Annotated in this window: 9 protein-coding genes; 5 read left to right on the top strand and 4 right to left on the bottom strand. The window is 65.5% G+C overall.

Features of this window, described 5'->3' with window-relative positions; translation table 11 throughout:
• The first annotated feature begins 211 nt into the window (after positions 1-211).
• Entirely contained in the window at positions 212-3,787 is a 3,576-nt protein-coding gene (locus tag ASS64_RS10080; RefSeq protein WP_067695162.1) for a hydantoinase B/oxoprolinase family protein, read from the top strand.
• On the opposite strand, the gene ASS64_RS10075 is transcribed toward ASS64_RS10080, so the two are convergent.
• Positions 3,788-5,209 carry an aldehyde dehydrogenase family protein gene (locus tag ASS64_RS10075; RefSeq protein WP_067693695.1) on the bottom strand — a complete coding sequence of 474 codons (1,422 nt, stop codon included), beginning with the start codon at positions 5,207-5,209 and terminating at the stop codon, positions 3,788-3,790. It lies immediately after the preceding gene.
• Between the two features lie 131 nt (positions 5,210-5,340).
• On the opposite strand from ASS64_RS10075, the gene ASS64_RS10070 reads away from it, so the two are divergent.
• Both ASS64_RS10070 and ASS64_RS10065 read left to right on the top strand, forming a co-directional pair.
• Positions 5,341-6,477, top strand: a complete 1,137-nt coding sequence (locus ASS64_RS10070; RefSeq protein ID WP_067693693.1) for an acyl-CoA dehydrogenase family protein — start codon at positions 5,341-5,343, stop codon at positions 6,475-6,477.
• Between the two features lie 11 nt (positions 6,478-6,488).
• On the top strand, positions 6,489-7,211 hold the full coding sequence (locus ASS64_RS10065) for an acyl-CoA dehydrogenase family protein (protein ID WP_067693690.1): 723 nt from the start codon (positions 6,489-6,491) through the stop codon (positions 7,209-7,211).
• A 115-nt stretch (positions 7,212-7,326) separates the two neighbouring features.
• Here ASS64_RS10065 and ASS64_RS10060 read toward each other — a convergent pair whose 3' ends face one another.
• Entirely contained in the window at positions 7,327-8,325 is a 999-nt protein-coding gene (locus ASS64_RS10060; protein WP_067693687.1) for a helix-turn-helix transcriptional regulator, read from the bottom strand.
• A gap of 85 nt (positions 8,326-8,410) precedes the next feature.
• Between ASS64_RS10060 and cysD the strand changes: the two genes are divergently transcribed.
• Together cysD and cysN are read left to right on the top strand one after the other, a co-directional pair.
• Positions 8,411-9,331: a sulfate adenylyltransferase subunit CysD gene (gene cysD, locus ASS64_RS10055; RefSeq protein ID WP_067693683.1), complete on the top strand. Its 921-nt coding sequence runs from the start codon at positions 8,411-8,413 to the stop codon at positions 9,329-9,331.
• On the top strand, positions 9,331-11,250 hold the full coding sequence (gene cysN, locus ASS64_RS10050; RefSeq protein ID WP_067693681.1) for a sulfate adenylyltransferase subunit CysN: 1,920 nt from the start codon (positions 9,331-9,333) through the stop codon (positions 11,248-11,250). Before cysD ends, cysN begins: the two co-directional genes overlap by 1 nt.
• A 30-nt stretch (positions 11,251-11,280) precedes the next feature.
• Here cysN and ASS64_RS10045 read toward each other — a convergent pair whose 3' ends face one another.
• Positions 11,281-14,319, bottom strand: a complete 3,039-nt coding sequence (locus ASS64_RS10045; protein WP_067695159.1) for a CHAT domain-containing protein — start codon at positions 14,317-14,319, stop codon at positions 11,281-11,283.
• On the bottom strand, positions 14,309-20,572 hold the full coding sequence (locus ASS64_RS17085) for a hypothetical protein (protein WP_157075158.1): 6,264 nt from the start codon (positions 20,570-20,572) through the stop codon (positions 14,309-14,311). The genes ASS64_RS10045 and ASS64_RS17085 overlap by 11 nt, the downstream gene beginning before the upstream one ends.

The raw sequence follows: 20,572 nt of genomic DNA, 5'->3' as shown, positions 1-20,572 counted from the left end.
CTTGTTCGAGCGGCCGACGGTTCGGTTGGTGCATAAGCGACCCCAATTCCGTTCAGCGACGAGACCCCCTCCCGCCGCGCTCCAAGGGGCTAGCGAAAAATGGTTAACAGCCGATTTGGCAATTGGTCGGAGCAAGAACGGATGGGCGCATTGCCGCTCCAGCCTCATGATCGGTTTGATCTTGCCCGCCGCGCGTGCGAAGCGCGTCGGCATGGATAATGGGGCTGGAACGGGCGCTTGGCGCTTTGCCGTCGATCGGGGCGGAACATTCACCGACGTCGTCGCGGTGACACCCGAGGGTCGCCTCGTGACCGACAAGCTGCTGTCCGAAAATCCAGGCCACTACCGGGACGCCGCAAGCGAGGCCGTGCGGCGCCTGATGACTAGCCATGGCGATGGACCGATCGCCGAGATGCGTATCGGTACCACGGTCGCCACCAATGCGCTGCTAGAGCGCAAAGGCGAACGCGTGGCACTCGCCATCACCCGTGGCTTCGGCGATGCGCTGCGGATCGGCAATCAGGCGCGGCCCGAGATTTTCGCGCGCCATATCGTCCTGCCCGAGCAGCTCCCTTCGCGAGTTATCGAGATCGAAGAGCGGGTCTCCGCCGATGGAAAGGTCCTGCTCCGGCTCGACGAGGATGCGGCACGCGTGGCATTCTCCACTCTGCGCGACGAAGGCTTCGACACACTCGCCATCGTGCTCATGCACGGCTGGAAATACCGCGAGCACGAAGAACGGCTCGCCGCGATCGCCCGCGAGCTTGGTTTCGCGCAGGTCAGCGTGAGCCACGAAGTCTCCCCGCTGATCCGCCTCGTTCCGAGAGGCGATACAACGGTGGTCGATGCCTATCTCTCGCCCGTGCTGCGGCGCTACACCGACGGGCTGCAGGCGGGTCTTCCCGAGGTCGGCACGCTGCGCTTCATGCAGTCGAACGGCGGGCTGGCCGAGGTCGGCGCGTTTCGAGGGAAAGATGCGATCCTGTCCGGACCGGCGGGCGGCGTGGTCGGGATGGTCGCGGCGAGCGAGCCACTGGGCCATCGCAAGCTGATCGGCTTTGATATGGGCGGGACCAGCACCGACGTCGCGCATTATGCGGGCGAATACGAGCTGACCGGCGACAGCGTGGTGGCGGGCGTGCGAGTCGCGGCGCCGATGATGCAGATTCACACAGTGGCGGCGGGTGGCGGATCGATCTGCCAATATGACGGTGGACGCTTCCGCGTCGGGCCGGAAAGCGCAGGCGCCGATCCGGGACCTGCCTGCTACCGCAAGGGCGGCCCGCTGACGGTGACCGACTGCAACCTGTTCCTCGGCCGCATCGACCCGGCCTTCTTCCCGAGCGTCTTCGGGGCAAGCGGCGACCAGCCGCTCGACCCGGGCCGCTCACGAAAGCGGCTGGAAGAGGTCGCGGCAGCGCTGAACGCGTCCAAATCGCTCGAAGAAATCGCCGAGGGCTTTCTCGAAATCGCGGTCGATTCCATGGCCAACGCTATCCGCAAAATCAGCGTTGCGCGCGGGCACGATGTTACAAGCTACGCGCTTGCCTGCTTCGGGGGCGCGGGAGGTCAGCACGCTTGCCGCGTGGCCGATGCGCTGGGGATGGAGACCGTGCTCGTCCACCCGCTCGCGGGCATCCTCTCGGCCTACGGGATCGGCCTCGCTCCGGTGAAGGCGATCCGCGAGGTGAGCATTGTGCGGGGGCTCGAAGCCGGGTTCTCGGAAGAGCTTGGCGCGCTCGAAAGCGAAGCGCGGGAAGCATTGCTCGAACAGGGCATCGATCAACACGCCATCACGCTCGAAGCCCGCGCCCGGCTAAGGTTCGAGGGCAGCGACAGCCTGCTTGCCATCCATTGCACTGACATGGCCGAAATGGACCGCCAGTTCCGGACGCTCCACCGCCAGCGTTACGGCTATTCCGACGCCGAGGCACCGATCATCGTCGAGGCGCTGAGCGTCGAGGCGAGCGGCACTTCGGGCGGACTAGGAGCGCTCGAGGCCGAACCCATCGCCGCCAGCGGCACAGCATCGGGCCACTGGCCCACGCTCGAACGTGCCGCGATGGCCCAAGGCGAAACCCGCGACGGACCGCTGCTGATCATCGACCCCTCCTCTACCACCGTGGTCGAGGAGGGCTGGCAGGGACGGCTCGCCGAGGACGGCGGCCTCGTCCTCACCCGAGCGGTTCCGCTTACCCGCGAACGAGCGGCGGGGACGGAAGTCGATCCCGTCAGGCTAGAGATCTTCAACAATCTCTTCATGGCCATCGCCGAGGAGATGGGCGTCGTCCTCCAGTCGACCGCGACCTCGGTCAACATCAAGGAGCGGCTCGATTTTTCCTGCGCGCTGTTCGATGCGAGCGGCGCGTTGATCGCCAATGCGCCGCATATCCCGGTGCACCTCGGCAGCATGGGCGACAGCATCGCGCGAGTGATCGAGGCGCGGGGCGACCAGCGCGGCGGGCGCGGGTTCCGGCGAGGCGACGCCTATGTCCTCAACGATCCCTTCCGGGGCGGCACGCACCTCCCCGACATCACGGTCATCGTGCCTGTGTTCTTCGGCGACAATGCTAGCGAGCCCGATGCCTTCGTCGCCGCGCGCGGGCACCATTCCGACATCGGCGGGATTGCGCCCGGATCCATGCCGCCCGAAAGCCGCACAATCGAGGAGGAAGGCGTCCTCATCGATAATGTGCTGCTAGTGGACGAGGGGCACTTCCGCGAGGCAGAAATGCGCGAACTTCTCGCCTCGGCCACCTACCCGGCGCGCAATCCCGACCGCAATATCTCCGACCTGCGCGCCCAGCTTGCAGCCTGCACGCGTGGGCAGGAATTGCTTCATGCCGCCGCGCGCGACCAAGGGGCCGCGGTCGTCAGCGCATATATGGACCACGTTCTCGCCAATGCGGAGGAAAGCGTACGTCGGCTGCTCGGCAAGCTAGACGACGGCAGCTTCGCCTATCCGATGGACAATGGCGCAACTGTGAAAGTCGCCATCCGCATCGACCGCGAGGCGCGCTCCGCAGTGTTCGACTTTACCGGCACCAGCGACCAGCTTCCCGGCAATTTCAACGCGCCCAAATCGATCACCCGCGCCGCCGCGCTCTATGTCGTGCGCACGCTGATCGACGATGCGATCCCGATGAACGACGGCTGCCTGCGCCCGGTCGAGCTGGTCGTGCCCGAAGGCTCCATGCTCAATCCCTACCCGGGCGCGGCGGTGGTCGCGGGCAATGTCGAGACCAGCCAGGTGGTGACCGACGCGCTCTTCGCAGCGACCGGCCGCCTCGCGCCAGCGCAGGGGACGATGAACAACTTCACCTTCGGCAACGCGGCGCACCAGTATTACGAGACGATCTGCGGCGGTTCGGGCGCAGGGATCGACCATCCCGGCACCAGCGCGGTGCAGACGCACATGACCAATTCGCGGCTGACCGATCCGGAAATCCTCGAAACGCGGCTGCCCGTCAGGCTCGACCGCTTCGCCATTCGCCACGGCTCTGGCGGCGAAGGCACCTTCACGGGCGGCGACGGAGTGGAGCGGCGGATCACCTTCCTCGAGCCGATGCGCGCCAACATGCTCGCCAACCGGCGTGAAGTGGCACCGCGCGGTATCTGCGGAGGCGAGGACGCCTCTCCTGGTCGCAACTGGGTCGAACGCGCAGATGGCACGCGCGAGGAAATCAGCGCGACAGGGTCGGCCGAAATGCAGCCCGGCGATGCCTTCGTGATCCTGACCCCGGGCGGAGGGGGCTTCGGCCCGCCCCGCCCGGATCAGGACGCGTGATCAGACGGCCGCGTCGCGCTTGACCGTGATGACCTGCGGATAGGTGAATTCCTTCAACCCATCCAAGCCGTATTCGGCGCCGAAGCCCGACTGCTTGTGCCCGCCGAAGGGCGCAAAGGGCGACAAATGCATGAATTCGTTGATCCATACCGTTCCGGTTTCGAGCTGTTCGGCAATCTCGACGCCCCTGTCGGTGTCCTTGGTCCAGACCGCGCCCGCGAGGCCGTATTCCGAATTGTTCGCCCGTTCTATGACTTCATCAACGCTGTCGAACTTGAGCAGCGGCATGACCGGGCCGAACTGTTCCTCGGCCACGATCCGCGCATCCTCGGGCGGATTGTCGAGAATGGTGATCGGCACATAATAGCCCGTGCCCGAGGGGTCCTTGTCCCCGCCGGTCAGGAACTTGTAGCCATTGTCCTTGGCGTCCTGGATCAGCTCGAGCACGCGCTCGTATTGCTTCTTGTTCTGGATCGGACCGACGCCCGTGCCCTGCTGCGAACCGTCGCCCACGACCACGGTCTTGGCATATTCGGCGATCGCCTTCGACAGATCGTCGTAAATGTCCTTGTGGATGTAGACGCGCTTGGCCGCGATGCAGACCTGGCCGGCGTTGGAGAAGCTCGACCAGAAGAGCTGTTCGGCCACTTTCTCGACATCGGCATCGGGCAGCACGATCGAGGCATCATTACCGCCGAGTTCCAGCGTGATGCGCTTCAGGTCCCCGCTCGCGCCTTCCATGATCTTCTTCCCCGTAGCGGTCGAGCCGGTGAAGGTGATCTTGTCGATATCCGGATGCTCGGTAATCATCGGGCCGAGACTGTCCTCGCCGGTAATGATATTGACTGTCCCGGCGGGTACGACGTCCTTGATCAACTCTGCAATCCGCAGCGTGGTGAGCGGGGTGAAGGGCGAGGGCTTGAGCACGATGGTGCAGCCCGCGACCAGCGCAGGGACGATCTTCTGGATCGCCATCATGACCGGGAAGTTCCACGGCACGATACCGCCGACCACGCCCACCGGCACGCGGCGGGTGCGCGAGAGGCGCGTGTCGTCATCCTGATTGACTACATCGTCGAGCGTCAGCGTCGACTGCGCGGCGGCGAGGCCCGCAGCGCCGTAAATCTCCTGCTGCGCCTGTGCATGCGGCTTGCCCTGCTCGGTGGTGAGCAGGCGATAGAGCTCGTCGGCGTTCTCCTTGATCGCGGCGGCGATGCCCTGAACGACCTTCTGGCGTTTCTCTGCGCTCGTTTTCTTCCACTCCTTGAAGGCGCGGCGGGCGGCGGCGACTGCGCGGTCGAGCTCGTCCTTGCCGCAAGCGGGCACGCGGCCGACGACCTGCTCGTTGGCCGGGTTCAGGACCTCGAGCCATTCGCCATTATCGACCATCTCGCCGTCGATCAGGTTCTTGTAGTCGGTCATCTGCTCTCTCCTCGCGCAAATCTGGGGATTCGTCTCTTGCCTCATACACTGTCGGGATTCGTTGCTCGATGCAACGGGTCTTGCGCTGCGGCGTGAGATTGGCGAGAGCAGTGCGCGAGAGAGGAGAGCCCTTGCAGACCTTCGTCACCGAAACGGTCGACTGGCCCGATACTGCGCCTGCCCTGCGCGAGCAGGTGCGTACGCTGGTAGCGGAGCACGGGGAGAGCGATCCCGTCCGCCGCGCCAACAGCTGGACCAAGGCCGACCCCGCTTTCAGCCGTAAACTGGGCGAAGCGGGACTGCTCGGCATGACCTGGCCCAAGGAGTACGGCGGGCACCAACGCAGCCAGCTGGAACGTTACGTGGTGATCGAGGAACTGCTGGCGGCGGGTGCCCCGGTCGGCGCGCACTGGATCGCCGACCGGCAGAGCGCGCCTTTGTTGCTGCGGCTCGGCAACGAGGAATTGAAGCGCCGCTGGGTGCCCGCGATCGCGCGCGGCGAGGCCTATGCCTGCATCGGACTCAGCGAACCGGGCTCGGGCTCCGATCTCGCCTCGGTGCGCACCTCCGCGCGGCGCGACGGGGACGAGTGGGTCATCGATGGTCAGAAGGTCTGGACCACCGGCGCGCATGTCAGCCATTTCATGATCGCGCTGGTCCGCAGCGAAGAGGGAAGCGAGCGGCAGGCGGGCCTCTCGCAATTCGTCATCCCTATGGATGCGCCCGGCGTCAGCGTGCAGCCGATCGTCGACCTTACCGGCGCGCATGAATTCAACGAGGTGTTCTTCGAGGACGTGCGCCTGCCGGCTAGCGCCCTGCTCGGCGTGGAGAGCGAAGGATGGAAACAGGCAACGGCCGAACTCTCGCTCGAACGCTCGGGGCCGGAACGATACCTGTCCTCCATGGTGCTGTTCCTCGAACTGGTGCGCTATGCCGGCGCGAAGGACGATCCGGCACTGGCGCAATTGGTCGGGCGGCTGGCGGCGGAGGCATGGACCCTGCGCCTGATGAGCGCCTCGGTCGCGGCCAAGCTGGCGCGCGGAGAGGATCCGGCGCTGGAGGCGACCATCGTCAAGGACCTCGGCAATTCCTACGAGCAGGCGATCCCGCAGCTGGTGCAGGCGGCGGTCGATTTCGGCGATGCCGAAGCCGAGGTTCTGCACGCGGTCTGCTTCTACCTGCTCCAGGTCAGCCCCAGTTTTTCGCTGCGCGGGGGAACGCGCGAGATCATCAAGGGCATCATCGCAAGGGGGCTGGGGCTTCGATGACGGACCTTGGGATGAGCGACACCCGCCGCATGCTGGCGGAAATGGCCGATCCGCTGTTCGCAGAACTCGGCCCGAACGCAAGCGAGGAGCGCGACCTTTCACGCCTCGAGGAACTCGGCCTGCCGCTGCTGCTGGTGTCCGAGGCCGAGGGCGGCTTCGGCGGCGACTGGCTCGATGCACTGACCGTCTTCCGGCTTTCCGGATATCACGCGCTCGGCATCGACCTCCCAGCGCTGGTGATCCAGCGGGCCGAGGGCGTTGACCGCGAACTTGCGATGGCTTTCGCACGCTCTTGCCAGATAGCCGGAGCGCTCGACGCGGCGCTCGCGCTGTCGGTCGGTTACGTCAACGAGCGCCAGCAGTTCGGTCGGCCGTTGGGCAGGTTCCAGGCGGTGCAGCAGAGCCTTGCCACTTTCGCCTGCGAGGCGGCTGCCGCCAATTGTGCGGCGATGGGAGCCGCGCAGGCGCTCGATCGCGGAGCCGCCGATTTCGAGATTGCGGCCGCCAAGCTGCGCGCGAACCGGGCGGTCGAAGTCGGCACGGCGATCGCGCACCAGGTCCACGGGGCCATCGGCTTCACGCAGGAATACAGCCTGCAACACCTCACCCGCCGCCTGTGGCAATGGCGCTCCGAACACGGCAACGACGCCTATTGGAGCGCGAAACTCGGCAGCAGAGTCATCGCACGCGGCGCCGACAATTTCTGGCCCGATTTGACCGCCCGCACCGACTAGATCGAAGTCATTGCGAGCGGCGAAGCCGCGAAGCAATCCATCACCGGAGCCCGCAGCCCGCCCGGCGCCATAGATTGCCGCGTCGCCTGCGGCTCCTCGCAATGCCTGATAATTGTCAGGCCAGCGCCAGCACCCCGGTAAGGATATTGCGCACCAGGTCCACCTGTCCCCGCGCGCCAGTCTTGGCGTAGATTTTCTTCGAATAATAGCGCGCGGTCTCCACGGTCAGCCCATGCGCTTTCGCCGCCTGCGCAATCGAGAGCCCCTGCGCGAGCGACCAGGCGAGCCGCGCTTCGGCGGGCGTCAGGTCGAAGACATCGACCAATTGTTCGTGCCGGTCGGCACTAGAGGAGCGGTCGCCACGCAGATAGACCACTGCCACCGCCTTATCCTTTCCGGCGAGCGCCTCGATCCGCACGGGCGCAACGAGGATGTCGGTCCACGGATCCTGGCTGAGATTGATCGCGCGGGGGCGATGGCGCCGGTCCCCCGCCATGGCCTTGACGAGCGCGGTCAGCTGGCGGTCGATCGCGGGCAGGGCCGGGACCAGCCGGTCGTAAGGTCCGCGGCGCAAGGCGCCCGAGCGCGCGAGGAGCCGCTCGGCCTGCGCATCGAGATCGACGATGCGGCAGCGTTCGTCGAGTGCGATCCAGCCGAAATTCATTCGGCGAAAGGCCTCTGCGCTGACCGAGGCGCGGCTGCGCTCGCGCTCGAGCGAGGCAAGCACCTGCAACGCGACACGCAGATGCGGCACGAGCGCCGAAATCAGGCTGGCAATCTCGGCCCCGGGCGCGCCGGGAGACAGGACCACCAGCGTGAGCGCAAGGCCCTCGTTCCCGAGCCGAACGGCGCGCAGCGATACATGCCCGGTGCCCAATTCCTCGCCCGAATAGACCCTCCCTTCGCGCATATCGGCCTTGGCAAGAGCGAACGTGTTTCCCTCCGCCAGCGTGACGTCGCCGCCTTCGCCCGCACTTTCGAGCCGGATCGACACGCCTTGCGCCTCGCACACCCGCCTCAGCTGGCGCAGGAAGGTCTGCCACATGGGTTGTTCGAACACGCCCGAATGCAGCGGCACCAGCAGATCGGTCTCGCCGAGATTGGGAATACGCATGCAACTTTTTCTATCACCTCCCATTTGGGAGGTCCATATGCGCCACGCCGACCTATTTCATTGCGAAGAATAGCGGAGCCACCCAATGACCGACGCCAGGACCCTGACCCATCTGCAGCGGCTCGAGGCCGAAAGCATCCACATCATGCGCGAAGTCGCCGCCGAGGCGGACAAGCCGGTGATGCTCTATTCGATCGGCAAGGACAGCGCCGTGATGCTGCACCTTGCCAAAAAGGCCTTCTACCCCTCGCCCCCGCCGTTCCCGCTGATGCATGTCGATACGACGTGGAAGTTCCAGGAAATGTACAAGCTGCGCGCCAAGGCCGCAGAAGATGCGGGGATGGAACTGATCGTCCATCAGAACCCGGAAGCCGCCGAGCGCGGGATCAACCCGTTCGACCACGGCCCGCTGCACACCGACATGTGGAAGACCGAGGGGCTCAAGCAGGCGCTCGACAAGCACGGGTTCGACGCGGCCTTCGGCGGTGCACGCCGCGACGAGGAGAAGAGCCGCGCGAAGGAGCGCATCTTTTCCTTCCGCACCGCCACGCATGGCTGGGACCCGAAGAACCAGCGTCCCGAGCTGTGGAACCTCTACAACGCGCGCAAGAAGAAGCGTGAGAGCATCCGCGTCTTCCCGCTGTCCAACTGGACCGAGCTCGACATCTGGCAGTACATCATGGCCGAGAACATCGAGATCGTGCCGCTCTATTTCAGCGCCAAGCGCCCGACCTACGAGCACGATGGCGGCCTTTTCATGGCCGACGATATCGACCGGCTCGAGAAGGCCATGGGCTATCGCCCGGAGATCACCACCCGCTCGATCCGCTTCCGCACGCTGGGCTGCTTCCCGCTGACCGGCGCCGTGGAAAGCGAGGCGTCCACCTTGCAGGAAGTGGTGCAGGAAATGCTACTCACCACCACCAGCGAGCGCCAGGGCCGCGTGATCGACAAGGACGCGGGCGACGCGTCGATGGAGAAGAAGAAGCAGGAGGGCTACTTCTGATGACCGACCCGATCTACAAGACCGACGCCCTGATCGCCGAGGATATCGAGGCTTATCTCGAGCAGCACCAGAACAAGTCGATGCTGCGCTTCATCACCTGCGGCAGCGTGGATGATGGCAAATCGACGCTGATCGGCCGCCTGCTCTACGATTCGAAGATGATCTTCGAGGACCAGCTGGCTGCGCTCGAGAACGACAGCAAGAAGATTGGCACGCAGGGGCAGGAAATCGACTTCGCCCTCCTCGTCGATGGCCTTGCCGCCGAGCGCGAACAGGGCATAACGATCGACGTCGCCTATCGCTTTTTCGCGACCGAGAAGCGCAAGTTCATCGTCGCCGACTGCCCAGGGCATGAGCAGTATACGCGCAACATGGTGACCGGTGCCTCGACCGCGGACGCCGCCGTAATCCTGATCGATGCGCGCAAGGGCGTGCTGGTGCAGACCAAGCGCCACAGTTTCCTGTGCCACCAGCTCGGCATCACGAATCTGGTGCTTGCCGTGAACAAGATGGACCTGATCGACTACGACCAGGAAAAATATGACGCGATCGTCGCCGATTACGAGGCCTTCGCGAAGAGCATCGGCATCGAAAGCTTTACCGCCATCCCGATGTCGGGCCTTGCCGGCGACAACATCACCACGCGTTCGGACAACACCGGCTGGTATGACGGCCCGGTGCTGATCGACCATCTCGAAGCGATTGAGGTCAACAACACCGCCAACCAGGCGAAGCCCTTCCGGATGCCGGTGCAATGGGTCAATCGTCCTAATCTCGACTTCCGCGGATTTGCGGGCCAGATCGCCACCGGCACCGTCAAGCCGGGCGACATGCTGCGCTCGCTGCCGTCGGGCAAGACCAGCAAAGTCAGGTCCGTCGTCACGATGGATGGCGACCTCGATGAAGCGGTCGCCGGCCAGTCGGTGACGATCACGCTCGAGGACGAGATCGACTGCTCGCGCGGCGACGTGCTGGCCTCCGCCGACAGCCCGCCCGAAGTCGCCGACCAGTTCGAGAGCACCATCGTATGGATGGACGACGAGCCGCTGGTCGTGGGCCGCGCCTACTGGCTCAAGCTCGGCACGCAGACCGTCAGCGTGACCGTGGCGCATCCCAAGTACGAGATCGACGTCAACAATCCGGCGGGCTCGGGGTCGCATCTCGCCTGCAAGACGCTCCATCTCAACCAGATCGGCGTGTGCGAGATTACCACCGACAAGCGCATCGTGTTCGATCCCTATGAGGACAATCGCGTGCTCGGCGGGTTCATCCTGATCGACAAGATCACCCATCACACGGTTGGCGCGGGGATGCTGCATTTCAGCCTGCGTCGCAGCCAGAACGTCCACTGGCAGCCGACCGATATCTCGCGCAAACACCATGCCGAGATGAAGAACCAGACGCCGCGCGTGCTGTGGTTCACCGGCCTGTCGGGCTCGGGCAAATCGACCATCGCCAACGAGGTCGAAAAGAAGCTGGCGCTGATGAACCGGCACACCTTCCTGCTCGACGGCGACAACGTCCGCCACGGGCTCAACAAGGATCTGGGCTTCACCGAAAGCGACCGGATCGAGAATATCCGCCGGATCGGGGAGGTCGCCAAGCTGATGACCGATGCCGGGCTGATCGTGCTGACCGCCTTCATCAGCCCGTTCCGCGCCGATCGCCAGCTGGTGCGCGACATGATCGATGGTGGCGAGTTCATCGAGATCCACGTCGACACGCCGCTGGAAGTTGCCGAGGCGCGCGACGTCAAGGGCCTCTACAAGAAGGCGCGCGAGGGCAAGCTGCAGAACTTCACCGGAATCGACAGCCCCTATGAAGCGCCCGAGGACCCCGAAATCCGCGTCAACACGGTCGAGATGACCGCAGAGGAGGCCGCCGAATACATCATCGGTAAGATCCTCCCGCTCAAATAGGCGTCGGCGGCGCGCGCCGGATATCCCGGCCTAGTTGCGCAGCTGCGCGCCGCCATCGCCGACGATCGCGAAGGCCGACCAGTAGAACGGGTGCGAGGTTTCCGCCTGATCCATCAGGGCGCCCTGCGAGCGGCGCATGGCCTCGGCCAGCGGGGTTCCCCCAGGGGCGGCGAAGAACCCATCGATCAGTCGATTGGTGGCATCGTAATCGTCAGGCACGGGCCAGTGGCTGGCGACCACCGTGCGTCCGCCGGCGCCGACGAAGGCGCGGACCAGACCATCGAGCGCGAAGCCTCCCCCCGAAACGCCCGCCTCGCGCGATGCGCCGCGTGTGGCCGCGCCCGCCGTGTCGCAGGCGGAGAGGATCACCAGATCGGCATCGATCCTGAGGTCGAAAATCTCCGCGAAGGACAGCAGCCCATCGGACTGGTCGCCCCCGAAGGAGGTGAGCAGGGCGGGCCGGGGCGGACATTCGGGCTGCGGTGCCGTGACGAGGCCGTGCGTCGCGAAATGAAGGATCCGGTACTCGTCCAGATCGTCCATTCCCAACACTGCGCTATCAGTAAAGGTATCGCCGGTGACGATCCGCTCTTCGGCAGCGCTCGCGCCCAGGCTGCGCGAGGCGGTGTAGAGCTCGTCGGCCTTGATCGGATAATCCCAGATTGCCGGAGCCCAGAGGCAGTCCGACCCGCCCGCCAGCGCCGAGCGCGTCCCCAGCGTGCCGCGCTCCTCGCCCAAGGGCGTATTCTCGCCGAAGCCGATGTATTCGCGCGAGGCCGATGACCGCGGCGCCTGCCGCACATCGCGAAACGCGCTTGGCGAAACGGTGGTGGTGATCCGCACCTTGCGGCCGAGCCAGTTGGTGCCGGTGAAATCATATTCGTCGCCGCCCCGCGCGATCCGCTCGGCGTAACGCTCGACGCTTTGGTCGTCGGCCACGAGTAGATTGACCGGCAGGCGCAGCATCGCACCATCGGGTTCGAAGATCAGATGCTCGACCGAACCTAGCTCTCCGTCGATGGGTTCGAGCAATGCCTCGTAAAGCGCGCGCGATTTCTCGATGTCGAAGGGGAAGGTGAGCGTCTGGCCATTCTCGACATAGGCGATGGTCGCGCGCAGTTCGTCGACTTCGGCCTCCAGCGCTTCGGGATCGATCCCGGCACGGTAGGCGCGGGCCATGTCGGGCGTGGCGTAGATGACGAAGGTCGCACCGTTCAGCGTGGCCAGCTTGAGATAGGCTTCGCCGGGCTGGAGCGTCTGCTGCAGTTCGTCCAACGTAACGCGCCCATCCGAGACCGCACGAAAGCGGGGATATTCACCCAGCCTGTCCTGAATCGCCAGCTGCTGCGCCTCGAGCTTTTCGAGCGTTGCGCGCTGGGTGGCCAGGCGTTCGGCAGCCAGTGGATCGCTCGCGGCGCGGCCTTCGAGCAGTGCGACACGATTGCGCGCCTGTTCGACCGACCGCCCGACATTGACCGCCTTGCGGAACAATTGCGAGGCCTCGTCGCTCCCGCCCGACAGTTCACGGGCGAGTACGGCCTGCGTCTGGGCGAGGCCCGGGCGTTGCAGCAGCTGGCTGGCGAGGAAGATGTCGGCCGCCGCGTCGCTGCCGGCCACGCCGCCATCGGTCAGCAGGTTGAAATAGGGGACGAGCAGGCGCCGCAACGAGGGCGCGGGCTTGCCTTCCGCCTTGTCGACCAGCTCGCGATAAGTCGCCAGCGCGTCGCCGGTCCGACCGCTGCGGGCGAGAAATCCGGCGAACTGCGCCTTGCTGCTGAGGAGGGCCCGTGAATTGGGATAGTTGGCCGCGAGCACGCCGATCGCTTCTGCGTGATAGGCCTCGGCAGCGGCGCTATCGCCTCTCTCCTCTGCCAGATCGGCCAATTCGCCCATGACCTGCGCCCTCAACCAGAGGATCGAACGCACCGTCCCGTTGCGCACGCGTGCGAGCCTCGTGTCGGCGTCGGTCAGATGGCTTTCCGCCTCGGCCCTGCGTCCCATCAACCGCAGCGCGGTGGCTTTGAGATAGGCCGTCTGACCATCGAGCAGATCGGCCCGTTCGAGCCCCGTCAATCCACCGACGGAATCGAGCGCGCTCGCCTGCTCGGCCGACAGGCGCGCCGCCAGTGCGTCGGTGATCTCCAGCGATTCAAGCGCGTCGCGAGAGGTCGCACCCGACTGCAAGGGCCGTTCGAGAATATCGAGCGCGACCTGCGGCGCGCCAGCATTGAGCGCATCGATAGCCTCGTAATTGCGCAGCAGTCGCGACAGCACCGGATCGCCTGCGACCTGCCCCCTCGCAATTGAAAATCCCCGCGCCGCTTCGGCGAAATTGCCGAGGTTCGACTGGAGCAGGGCCGCGTTGAGGCGGGCTTCGGCCGCATCGCTCCCCTCAGTGGTGGCGGCGGTTTGCGCGAAGAACTCCGCCGCTTCGGCAAAATCGCCGCTGTTGCTGCGGCGATAGGCCTCGACGATGACGGCATCCGAGGCGAGCGCGCGGGCCTGCGCCCGGGCAAAGGCTGCTGCATCGCCGGTCTCGGTGAGCGGAATCTCGACATCCCCCTGCACCGGCCGGTCGTTGACCAGCGTGGCGATCCCCAGCCTTACCGCGTCCGCATATGCCGCGATTGCCTCGCCCGCATAAAGCCTACCGCCGGCCTCACCGGCCACGAGAACCCGCCGGGTTCCGAGATCGCTATCGGTACAGGCGTAGCTTGCGCTTGCGGCGAGTATCTCGGGCACGGCCGTGACGTCCCCCACGAGGCATTCGGCCGACGGGAGAAAGCGCGCCCCGACATCGCTTCCCTCAGCATCGCGGATCACCCACAGCGTACCCACCGGCGCCGCAGCGTCGCGGCAGACGATCGCATAGCTGCGGTCGAACAGGCCGGAATCGGCCTGCGGCGGCATGATCTGCGCCTCGCACAGCCCGTTGGCCCCGATCGGGAAGGTATCGCTATAGCTGATCGCACGTTCCCTCTCCTGACCCGATACCGGATGGGCCGGATCGAACAGGGCCAGTGAGGCGGCTACAAAGGCACAGAGGGCGCAGCGGGTCTTATTGCGCATCGGTATCCTCCTCGGCAGCACCGTCTTCTTCGGCATCGTCGTCGCCCCCATCGCCGGAACCGTAGAGCGCGATGTCTCCGCCACTCGCCACCGGGTCGTCGATCGTATCCTGTTCGGCGATGAACGACGCGCTGAGCAGACCCGGGAAGTCGGCACCGAACTCGACATTGCTGTCCTGCTCACTTTGCTCGATCGGCGCGGAGGCGACCGGCTCTGTCGTGGTCACGGCGGCAGCCGGCGCTTCTTCTTCGACCTCTTCGAGCACTTCCTCGCGCTCGTCCGGCTCTTCGACCACCGTGCACTCTCCGGAATTGATGCCGCAATTGTTGAATTGCGCATCATCGGAGTAGTTGATCTCGCCTTCCTCATCTTCCCCACCTTCAAAATCGACCAGTGCAAAGAAGTCGGCGCCGGTCGTGAAGGACCCGTCTTCATTCTGCCGACGTCCATAGGCAAACACATCGAGCGGGACTTCGGACTCGTCGCCATCACCATCGACGGTCAGCGATCCCGTCACGGTGATGCCGCCGGGCTCTGCGGCGGAGCCGGTGTTGCGCACGAGGAAGGATTCCCAGATATCGATCTCGACGTCACCGGCCCTCAGATAGCCAAGCGGATCGTCGCTGCCCGGTGCCGATGTCGCGAGCAGGTCGTTGCGTCCCTCGAAGGCGACATCTCCCTGCAGCAGCGCGATAGTGTCGGCGTCGGCCATCCAGAAATTGCCGCCTTCGAATTCGAACGTGCCGGTATATCGATCGTTCGGACCGAGGATCTGGATTCCGCCCGGTGTCACGATTTCAAGCCGGTCGGCGAAAATACCGAGATAGTCGGTGTCGGCGGCGTCCCGATAGGTCACCATCCCTTCCACGCGCACCACCCTGGCACTGATCTCGAGTTCGGAAACCCCCTCGTCGAGGGAACCGGAAATCGTCGTGTCGCGGAACAGGAGGTCATCGGATGCCGAGCCATCGAGGGATGTTGCGAATGTGGTTGCGCCAGCATCGATGCGGCCGAGCTCGTCCTGGGTCAGCGTGTATCCCGCCGTGTCGCCGCTGCCCCCGATCACCGTCCGATGGTCGTTCCCGACGACGTTCAATTGCAGCAATTGCGCCCCGATCCGCGCGCCCGACAGGATATCGAGCTCGCGCGATCGGATGGCCAGCGTCTCACCGCCGAAGCTGATCCGGTCGTCATCGTCGCCATCGATCGTGACGGTACCTTCGGTGGAAATGTCGATCCGGGCAGAAGGCGCAGCGAGGCTCGGGCCGCCGATCAATCCGCCGTTTGCCGTGACGATGTCGAAATCGCCCGTCAGCGTGAACCGGGCCGACCCGCTTATCGGGATCGTCCCGCCAGCGGCGCGGATCAGTGAAGCATCGCCGGCCTGTGCGCCGACGGCACTGGCATCGACTTCGTCGAGCTCGATCGTGCCGCCATTGGCGATAATCTGGAACGATCCTGCGGTGCCCGTACCGCTGGCATCGATCTGCAGGAAGTCGGCGGTGAACAGACCTCCGCCATCTGCGAGCACCTGAACCAGACCGCCGATGGCATCGCCCGAGGGCGCACCATCCGCATCGACACCGGCCGTCCCGTTGGCGGAAAGCGAGACGCTGCCGAAGCTGATGCTTCCTCCTGCCTGGCTGCGCACATAGGCGAGCCCACCCGTTCCTGTCCCGCCTTCGCCGCTCGTCGATTGCGTGCTGCCACCAAGTCCGTTGGCGGAAATGTTGACCGGTCCGGTCACGCTGCCACTGCCCACACTCGCACTGAAGATGGCGATATCGGCCGTGCCGCCCGTCCCATCGCCGCCATCGCCCTCGATCGACTCGCCGCCATAACCGCTGGCGTCGACAGTGGCCGATCCCGAGATACTGGTCGTGCCACCCTGGAAGCCGAGAAAGGCGATCCCGCCTATCGCATTGCCGCCCGGGCCGGATTGTCCGAGACCGCCATAGGCAACCGACGCGGCGTGATAGTCGCCCACATCGATCGTCCCGCCATCGCTCGTCGCCATGCCGGCCTGGCCGCCGGTAGCATTCCCGCCGGTGCTTCCAGCTCCGCCTACGCTGGTGTCGAAAATGCCGATCGAACCGGCAGACAGGCCCGATCCGCGGCTGGCGACCAGGATGTTGCCGCCAAAGGCATTGCCGCCCACGCCGGTGTAGCGCCCCGTGTCGTCCGTTCCGCCCGAACCGGCATCTGCCCGACTGGCAACATTCAGCGTGCCGAATACCGCAGAGCCAAGTCGCGGTCCGCCCGCCATTGGTCCGACGAGACCGACCAATACGTCGCCGCCGATCGCGTCGCCGCCGCGCCCCCCGGTGCTTCCTTCGGGCGCATTGCCACCCTCTCCACCTTGACCGAGCGCGGTTATGTTCGCCCCGCCCGGGATGGACAGGCGCCCATAGTCGGAGCTGACGAAGACATAGGCACCCGTTCCCTGCTCGCCGTCGACCAGGCTGGCGACGGCATCGCGACCGCCCTGGCCAAGCCCGCCCTTGCCCGCCGCAATGGTGCCGTCGCCATCGCCCCCGCGACCGCCATAGCCATCGCTGAGCATGCTGAGCGTGCCATCGACCGTGAGACTGCCCAACTGGTTGGCGTTGCCCCCCACGGACACCAGGGCCGCTCCGCCGAAGCCGTCGCCTCCATCGCCGCCCGGCCCTTGCGCCGAGCCGCCGAAGCCTCCGGCAAAGACGATCAGCCCATCGCCGATGGTCGCATCGCCGCCATCGATCTGGATGCTCGCGATCCCGCCATAGGCAGCCCCGCCATTCGCCCCGTCGAGGCCCGTTCCGCCGAAGGCGTCGGCGAAGATATCCACATTGCCTTGCGCGGTGAACGCGCCGCCGTTCACAAACAGGCGTGCATCGCCCGCAACGGCCATTCCAGCCGTAACGGTGCCCGAACCGCCGGAAGCGTTTGCGAACAGATCAAGCGAACCGATATCTGTCGTGGAATTCTCCTCGACCTCGAACAGCGCATTTCCGGCAAAGGCATCGCCGCCGACAACCCCCGATCCACCGCTACTCCCCGCCGACAAGGCGATGCGACCGCCGACCGTAAGGCTTCCGGTGCGGGCATTGGCAAGGCGGGCCGTTCCGCCTCGCCCGATCCCGCCATTGCCCAATTCGGAGGATCCTCCCGAGCCGAATGCGGAGTAATCGATGTCGCCGGTCACATTCAGGATCGAATTCGTGTCCACATCGGTATCGATCGAGGTTTCCCCACCGGTACCGGTACCTCCCTGTCCCGTCGTGGCTCCACCACCGCTGCCGCCGGCCGAGGCGAAAAGGCTGGCGGCGGTCATCATGCCCGAGGTTACTGCCACGCCGGCATTGCCACCGAAGCCGTCGCCGCCGGTCGAGCCGAAGCCACCGAATCCGCTTGCCGTCGTCGAGATGCGCGCGGCATCGACCCACGAATCCACGGCAAAGACGCCGGCGAACCCGCCTCGGCCGATACCGCCGATGCCCTGCCCTGATCCGCCTGTTCCACCTTGCCCACCGAAACCGCTGGCAGTCAGGGTGAGTGCATCGAAAATGGCCTGCCCGTCGCCGAGCGAGCCATCGCCAAATGCCCTATAGGTGCCCGCCTGAGTTGTGCCGGCAATTCCCGAACCACCTGCACCACCCATCTGGCCGGTCCCGCCCGCTCCGCCACGACCGCCGTATCCGGACGACTGGAGAAAGGTCGTACCCGCGACGCTCAGGATGCCCCCGTCACGCCCGGCAAGAGCGAAGGCTCCGCCGGTGCCCGGCGCCCCCTGATAAGTACCGCCGGTTCCGGTCCCGCCATTACCTGCGGCTATCGTCGAACCATCGCCTGCTCCCCCATCGCCGCCGTAACCGCTAGCGTAGACGTCGGCATTCCCGCCGATCGTCACGCTTGCACTTTCCGTCGGTGATCCATCTGCCAGAAGGTAGGAGGTGCCTCCGAGCGCATCCCCGCCATTGCCACCAAAACCGATAGTCGCGTCGCCGCCGAACGCCTGCGTGGAAACGTACGCATTGCCATCGACGGCGATCGAGCCGGCTACGGCGTAGAGACCTGCATTGCCGCCCGTCGCATTTCCCCCTGCATGGCCATCGCCACCGAAGCTGTTGGCCTGAAGGTTCGCACTTCCGCTCAGGCGGATGTCGCCCGCGCCCTCAGTGAAGATTACGGACTGGCCACCCTCGCCGTCGCCCCCGCGACCATCCTCCGCAGAACCGTCACCGCCCAATCCATGCGCGGAGGCGGAGAGATCGACCAGGTTCACCCTTCCGGTGCCATTAGCAAGGACCTGCGCGCGCCCCCCGAAGCCCGCGCCTCCGGAACCGCCACGGCCACCGCGACCACTTGCGAGAAGCGTGGTCGTGTCCGCAATCGTAATGGACCCATCGATGGAGTTGATCAGCACCAGGCCTCCGCGGCCGATCCCGCCACCATCGCCCGGTCCCGCGCCAAAGAAACTCGCGCCGTCGCCGCCGTATCCTTCTGCCTGCATGGACACAGTGCCGCCAAAGGCGATGCTGCCTCCATCGGCCCGAACCTGCACCAGCCCACCAATCCCGGCGCCGCCATCGATCACACCGAGCGAACCGTCCGCATCGCCGCCAAATCCCGATGCCTGCATCAGCGCATCACCCGCCACATCGATCCGACCGCCGCTGCGTGCCAAAATTTCGCTGGTTCCCGCCGTGGCGGTTCGCCCAGCGAGGCCATTGCCGAAGGCGTTGGTATTCATCTGCAAGCCGCCACGCAGGTCGATCAGGCCATCGTTTTGGGCAAGCAGACGGGTCGTGCCGCCGAACCCGTCGCCAAGCGTCCCGCTGGGGAAGTGGTTGTTGGCCTGTGCGAACAGGTCGACATCTCCACCGACCGAGACGGTCCCGCCATCGGCGATCAGCGCGATCGTGCCACCGGTCGATGTCCCATCGCGTTGGTCCGGAGTGGCGAAGGCCGAAAGATTGCCAGCGAAAGCAAGGGTAGCCGCATCGCGCCCGGTAAGCGTGATCTCTCCCCCCGTCACATCGCCCGAAGGAGCGATTGTACCCTTGGCCTGAAAGCTTGAGTTTCCGGCGACGGTAAGATCGTTTCCGTTTCGCGCCGTGAGGGAAATGGAGCGGGCCGCGCGGATCGTCAGATCGTCGGCGAAACCGATAGTGCCTGCCCCCGTATCCGCGTTGAAGCCGCCCGTGGCGCCTGCAAACACGCTGGAACTCAGGTTCGATCCACCGAGGATAGAGATCGACTCCGCGGTCGCAGCGCTGGCCACCGGCCCGGTGAAGACGTTGCGTCCGAAGACGTCATAGCCGGCCGACAGGATGATATCGCCATTGTCGATGCCGGCCGTGGTCGCGGCATCGAACCCCAGATTACCGCGCAGCAGCATGGAGATCGGATCGGTCTGCGCCTTGGCGACCGCGTAGATCATGTGATTGTCGCCCGAGCCCATGCTCGAAGGCCCGCCGGTGGTTCCGCTGTGATCGATCGGCGTTCCGACACTCGTACCGACGGGAATCTGGATGTCGAACAGCCCGTTGTTATAGGTGAGATTAACCTGTTCGCCCGCCGCATAGGCTGTCGACCCGTTGATATAGGCCGTGCCCCGCATGATGATCTGCGGTGCCGCGACGGCTAGATAGCTGCCCTCGGCGCTCGCCGAAAACTGAGCGCCCGCGGCAATGTCGACGGCGGCGGTGGAGCCAGATGGGCCAGCCAGTCTCAGCGTACCGCCAGCCACATAGCTCTCGAAACTGTCGAGGTCGGGGTCGAGCGTGGTCAGGAGCAGTTGCCCGACATCGAACACCGCCGTGCTCCCGACGAGGATCCCGGTCGGCGAGTAGAATGCCACCGTCCCGCCGCTCGAGAATCCGCCGCTGGCATCCTGCAGGCGCGAGATCACCGATCCTTCGAACACCACGATATTGCCGTTGGTCGACGGCAGGATCCGGTTGAGCAACGCAAAGCCGCCCTGCCCCGGCGCGTCCTGGAAATAGGCCGTGTTCCCGTTCGGCAGGAAGGTCAGCGCATTGCCGGAATTGTCCTCGAAGGGCGTCCAGTCGAGGACGGCAGTCGAAGAGGTGATCGTGATCGTGTCGGTGTTCGCGACCGAACGGTCGACATTGCCGCTGCCGCGCACGAAGACGGGCGAGGCGTTGAACGCATCGGCCCCGGCGGGTGCCGGGAGGGCCAGCACGGTGGCCATGGCGAGCGCCGCCCCGCCAAGCAGCAGGGGAGTGCGGCAAAGGGGAGAGCGGGCCAT

The organism is Erythrobacter sp. AP23, assembly GCF_001542855.1.
In the GTDB taxonomy this organism is placed as follows: Bacteria; Pseudomonadota; Alphaproteobacteria; order Sphingomonadales; family Sphingomonadaceae; genus Qipengyuania.
The sequence above is the reverse complement of the archived record's forward strand: the minus strand, read 5'-3'. Positions and strand labels throughout refer to the sequence as shown.

Coding starts and splice junctions, on each gene's coding strand:
- ASS64_RS10060 (WP_067693687.1), bottom strand. CDS start 8,325: ATGCGTATTCCCAATCTCGGCGAGACCGATCTGCTGGTGCCGCTGCAT.
- ASS64_RS10075 (WP_067693695.1), bottom strand. CDS start 5,209: ATGACCGACTACAAGAACCTGATCGACGGCGAGATGGTCGATAATGGC.
- ASS64_RS10065 (WP_067693690.1), top strand. CDS start 6,489: ATGAGCGACACCCGCCGCATGCTGGCGGAAATGGCCGATCCGCTGTTC.
- ASS64_RS10080 (WP_067695162.1), top strand. CDS start 212: ATGGATAATGGGGCTGGAACGGGCGCTTGGCGCTTTGCCGTCGATCGG.
- cysN (WP_067693681.1), top strand. CDS start 9,331: ATGACCGACCCGATCTACAAGACCGACGCCCTGATCGCCGAGGATATC.
- ASS64_RS17085 (WP_157075158.1), bottom strand. CDS start 20,572: ATGGCCCGCTCTCCCCTTTGCCGCACTCCCCTGCTGCTTGGCGGGGCG.
- cysD (WP_067693683.1), top strand. CDS start 8,411: ATGACCGACGCCAGGACCCTGACCCATCTGCAGCGGCTCGAGGCCGAA.
- ASS64_RS10045 (WP_067695159.1), bottom strand. CDS start 14,319: ATGCGCAATAAGACCCGCTGCGCCCTCTGTGCCTTTGTAGCCGCCTCA.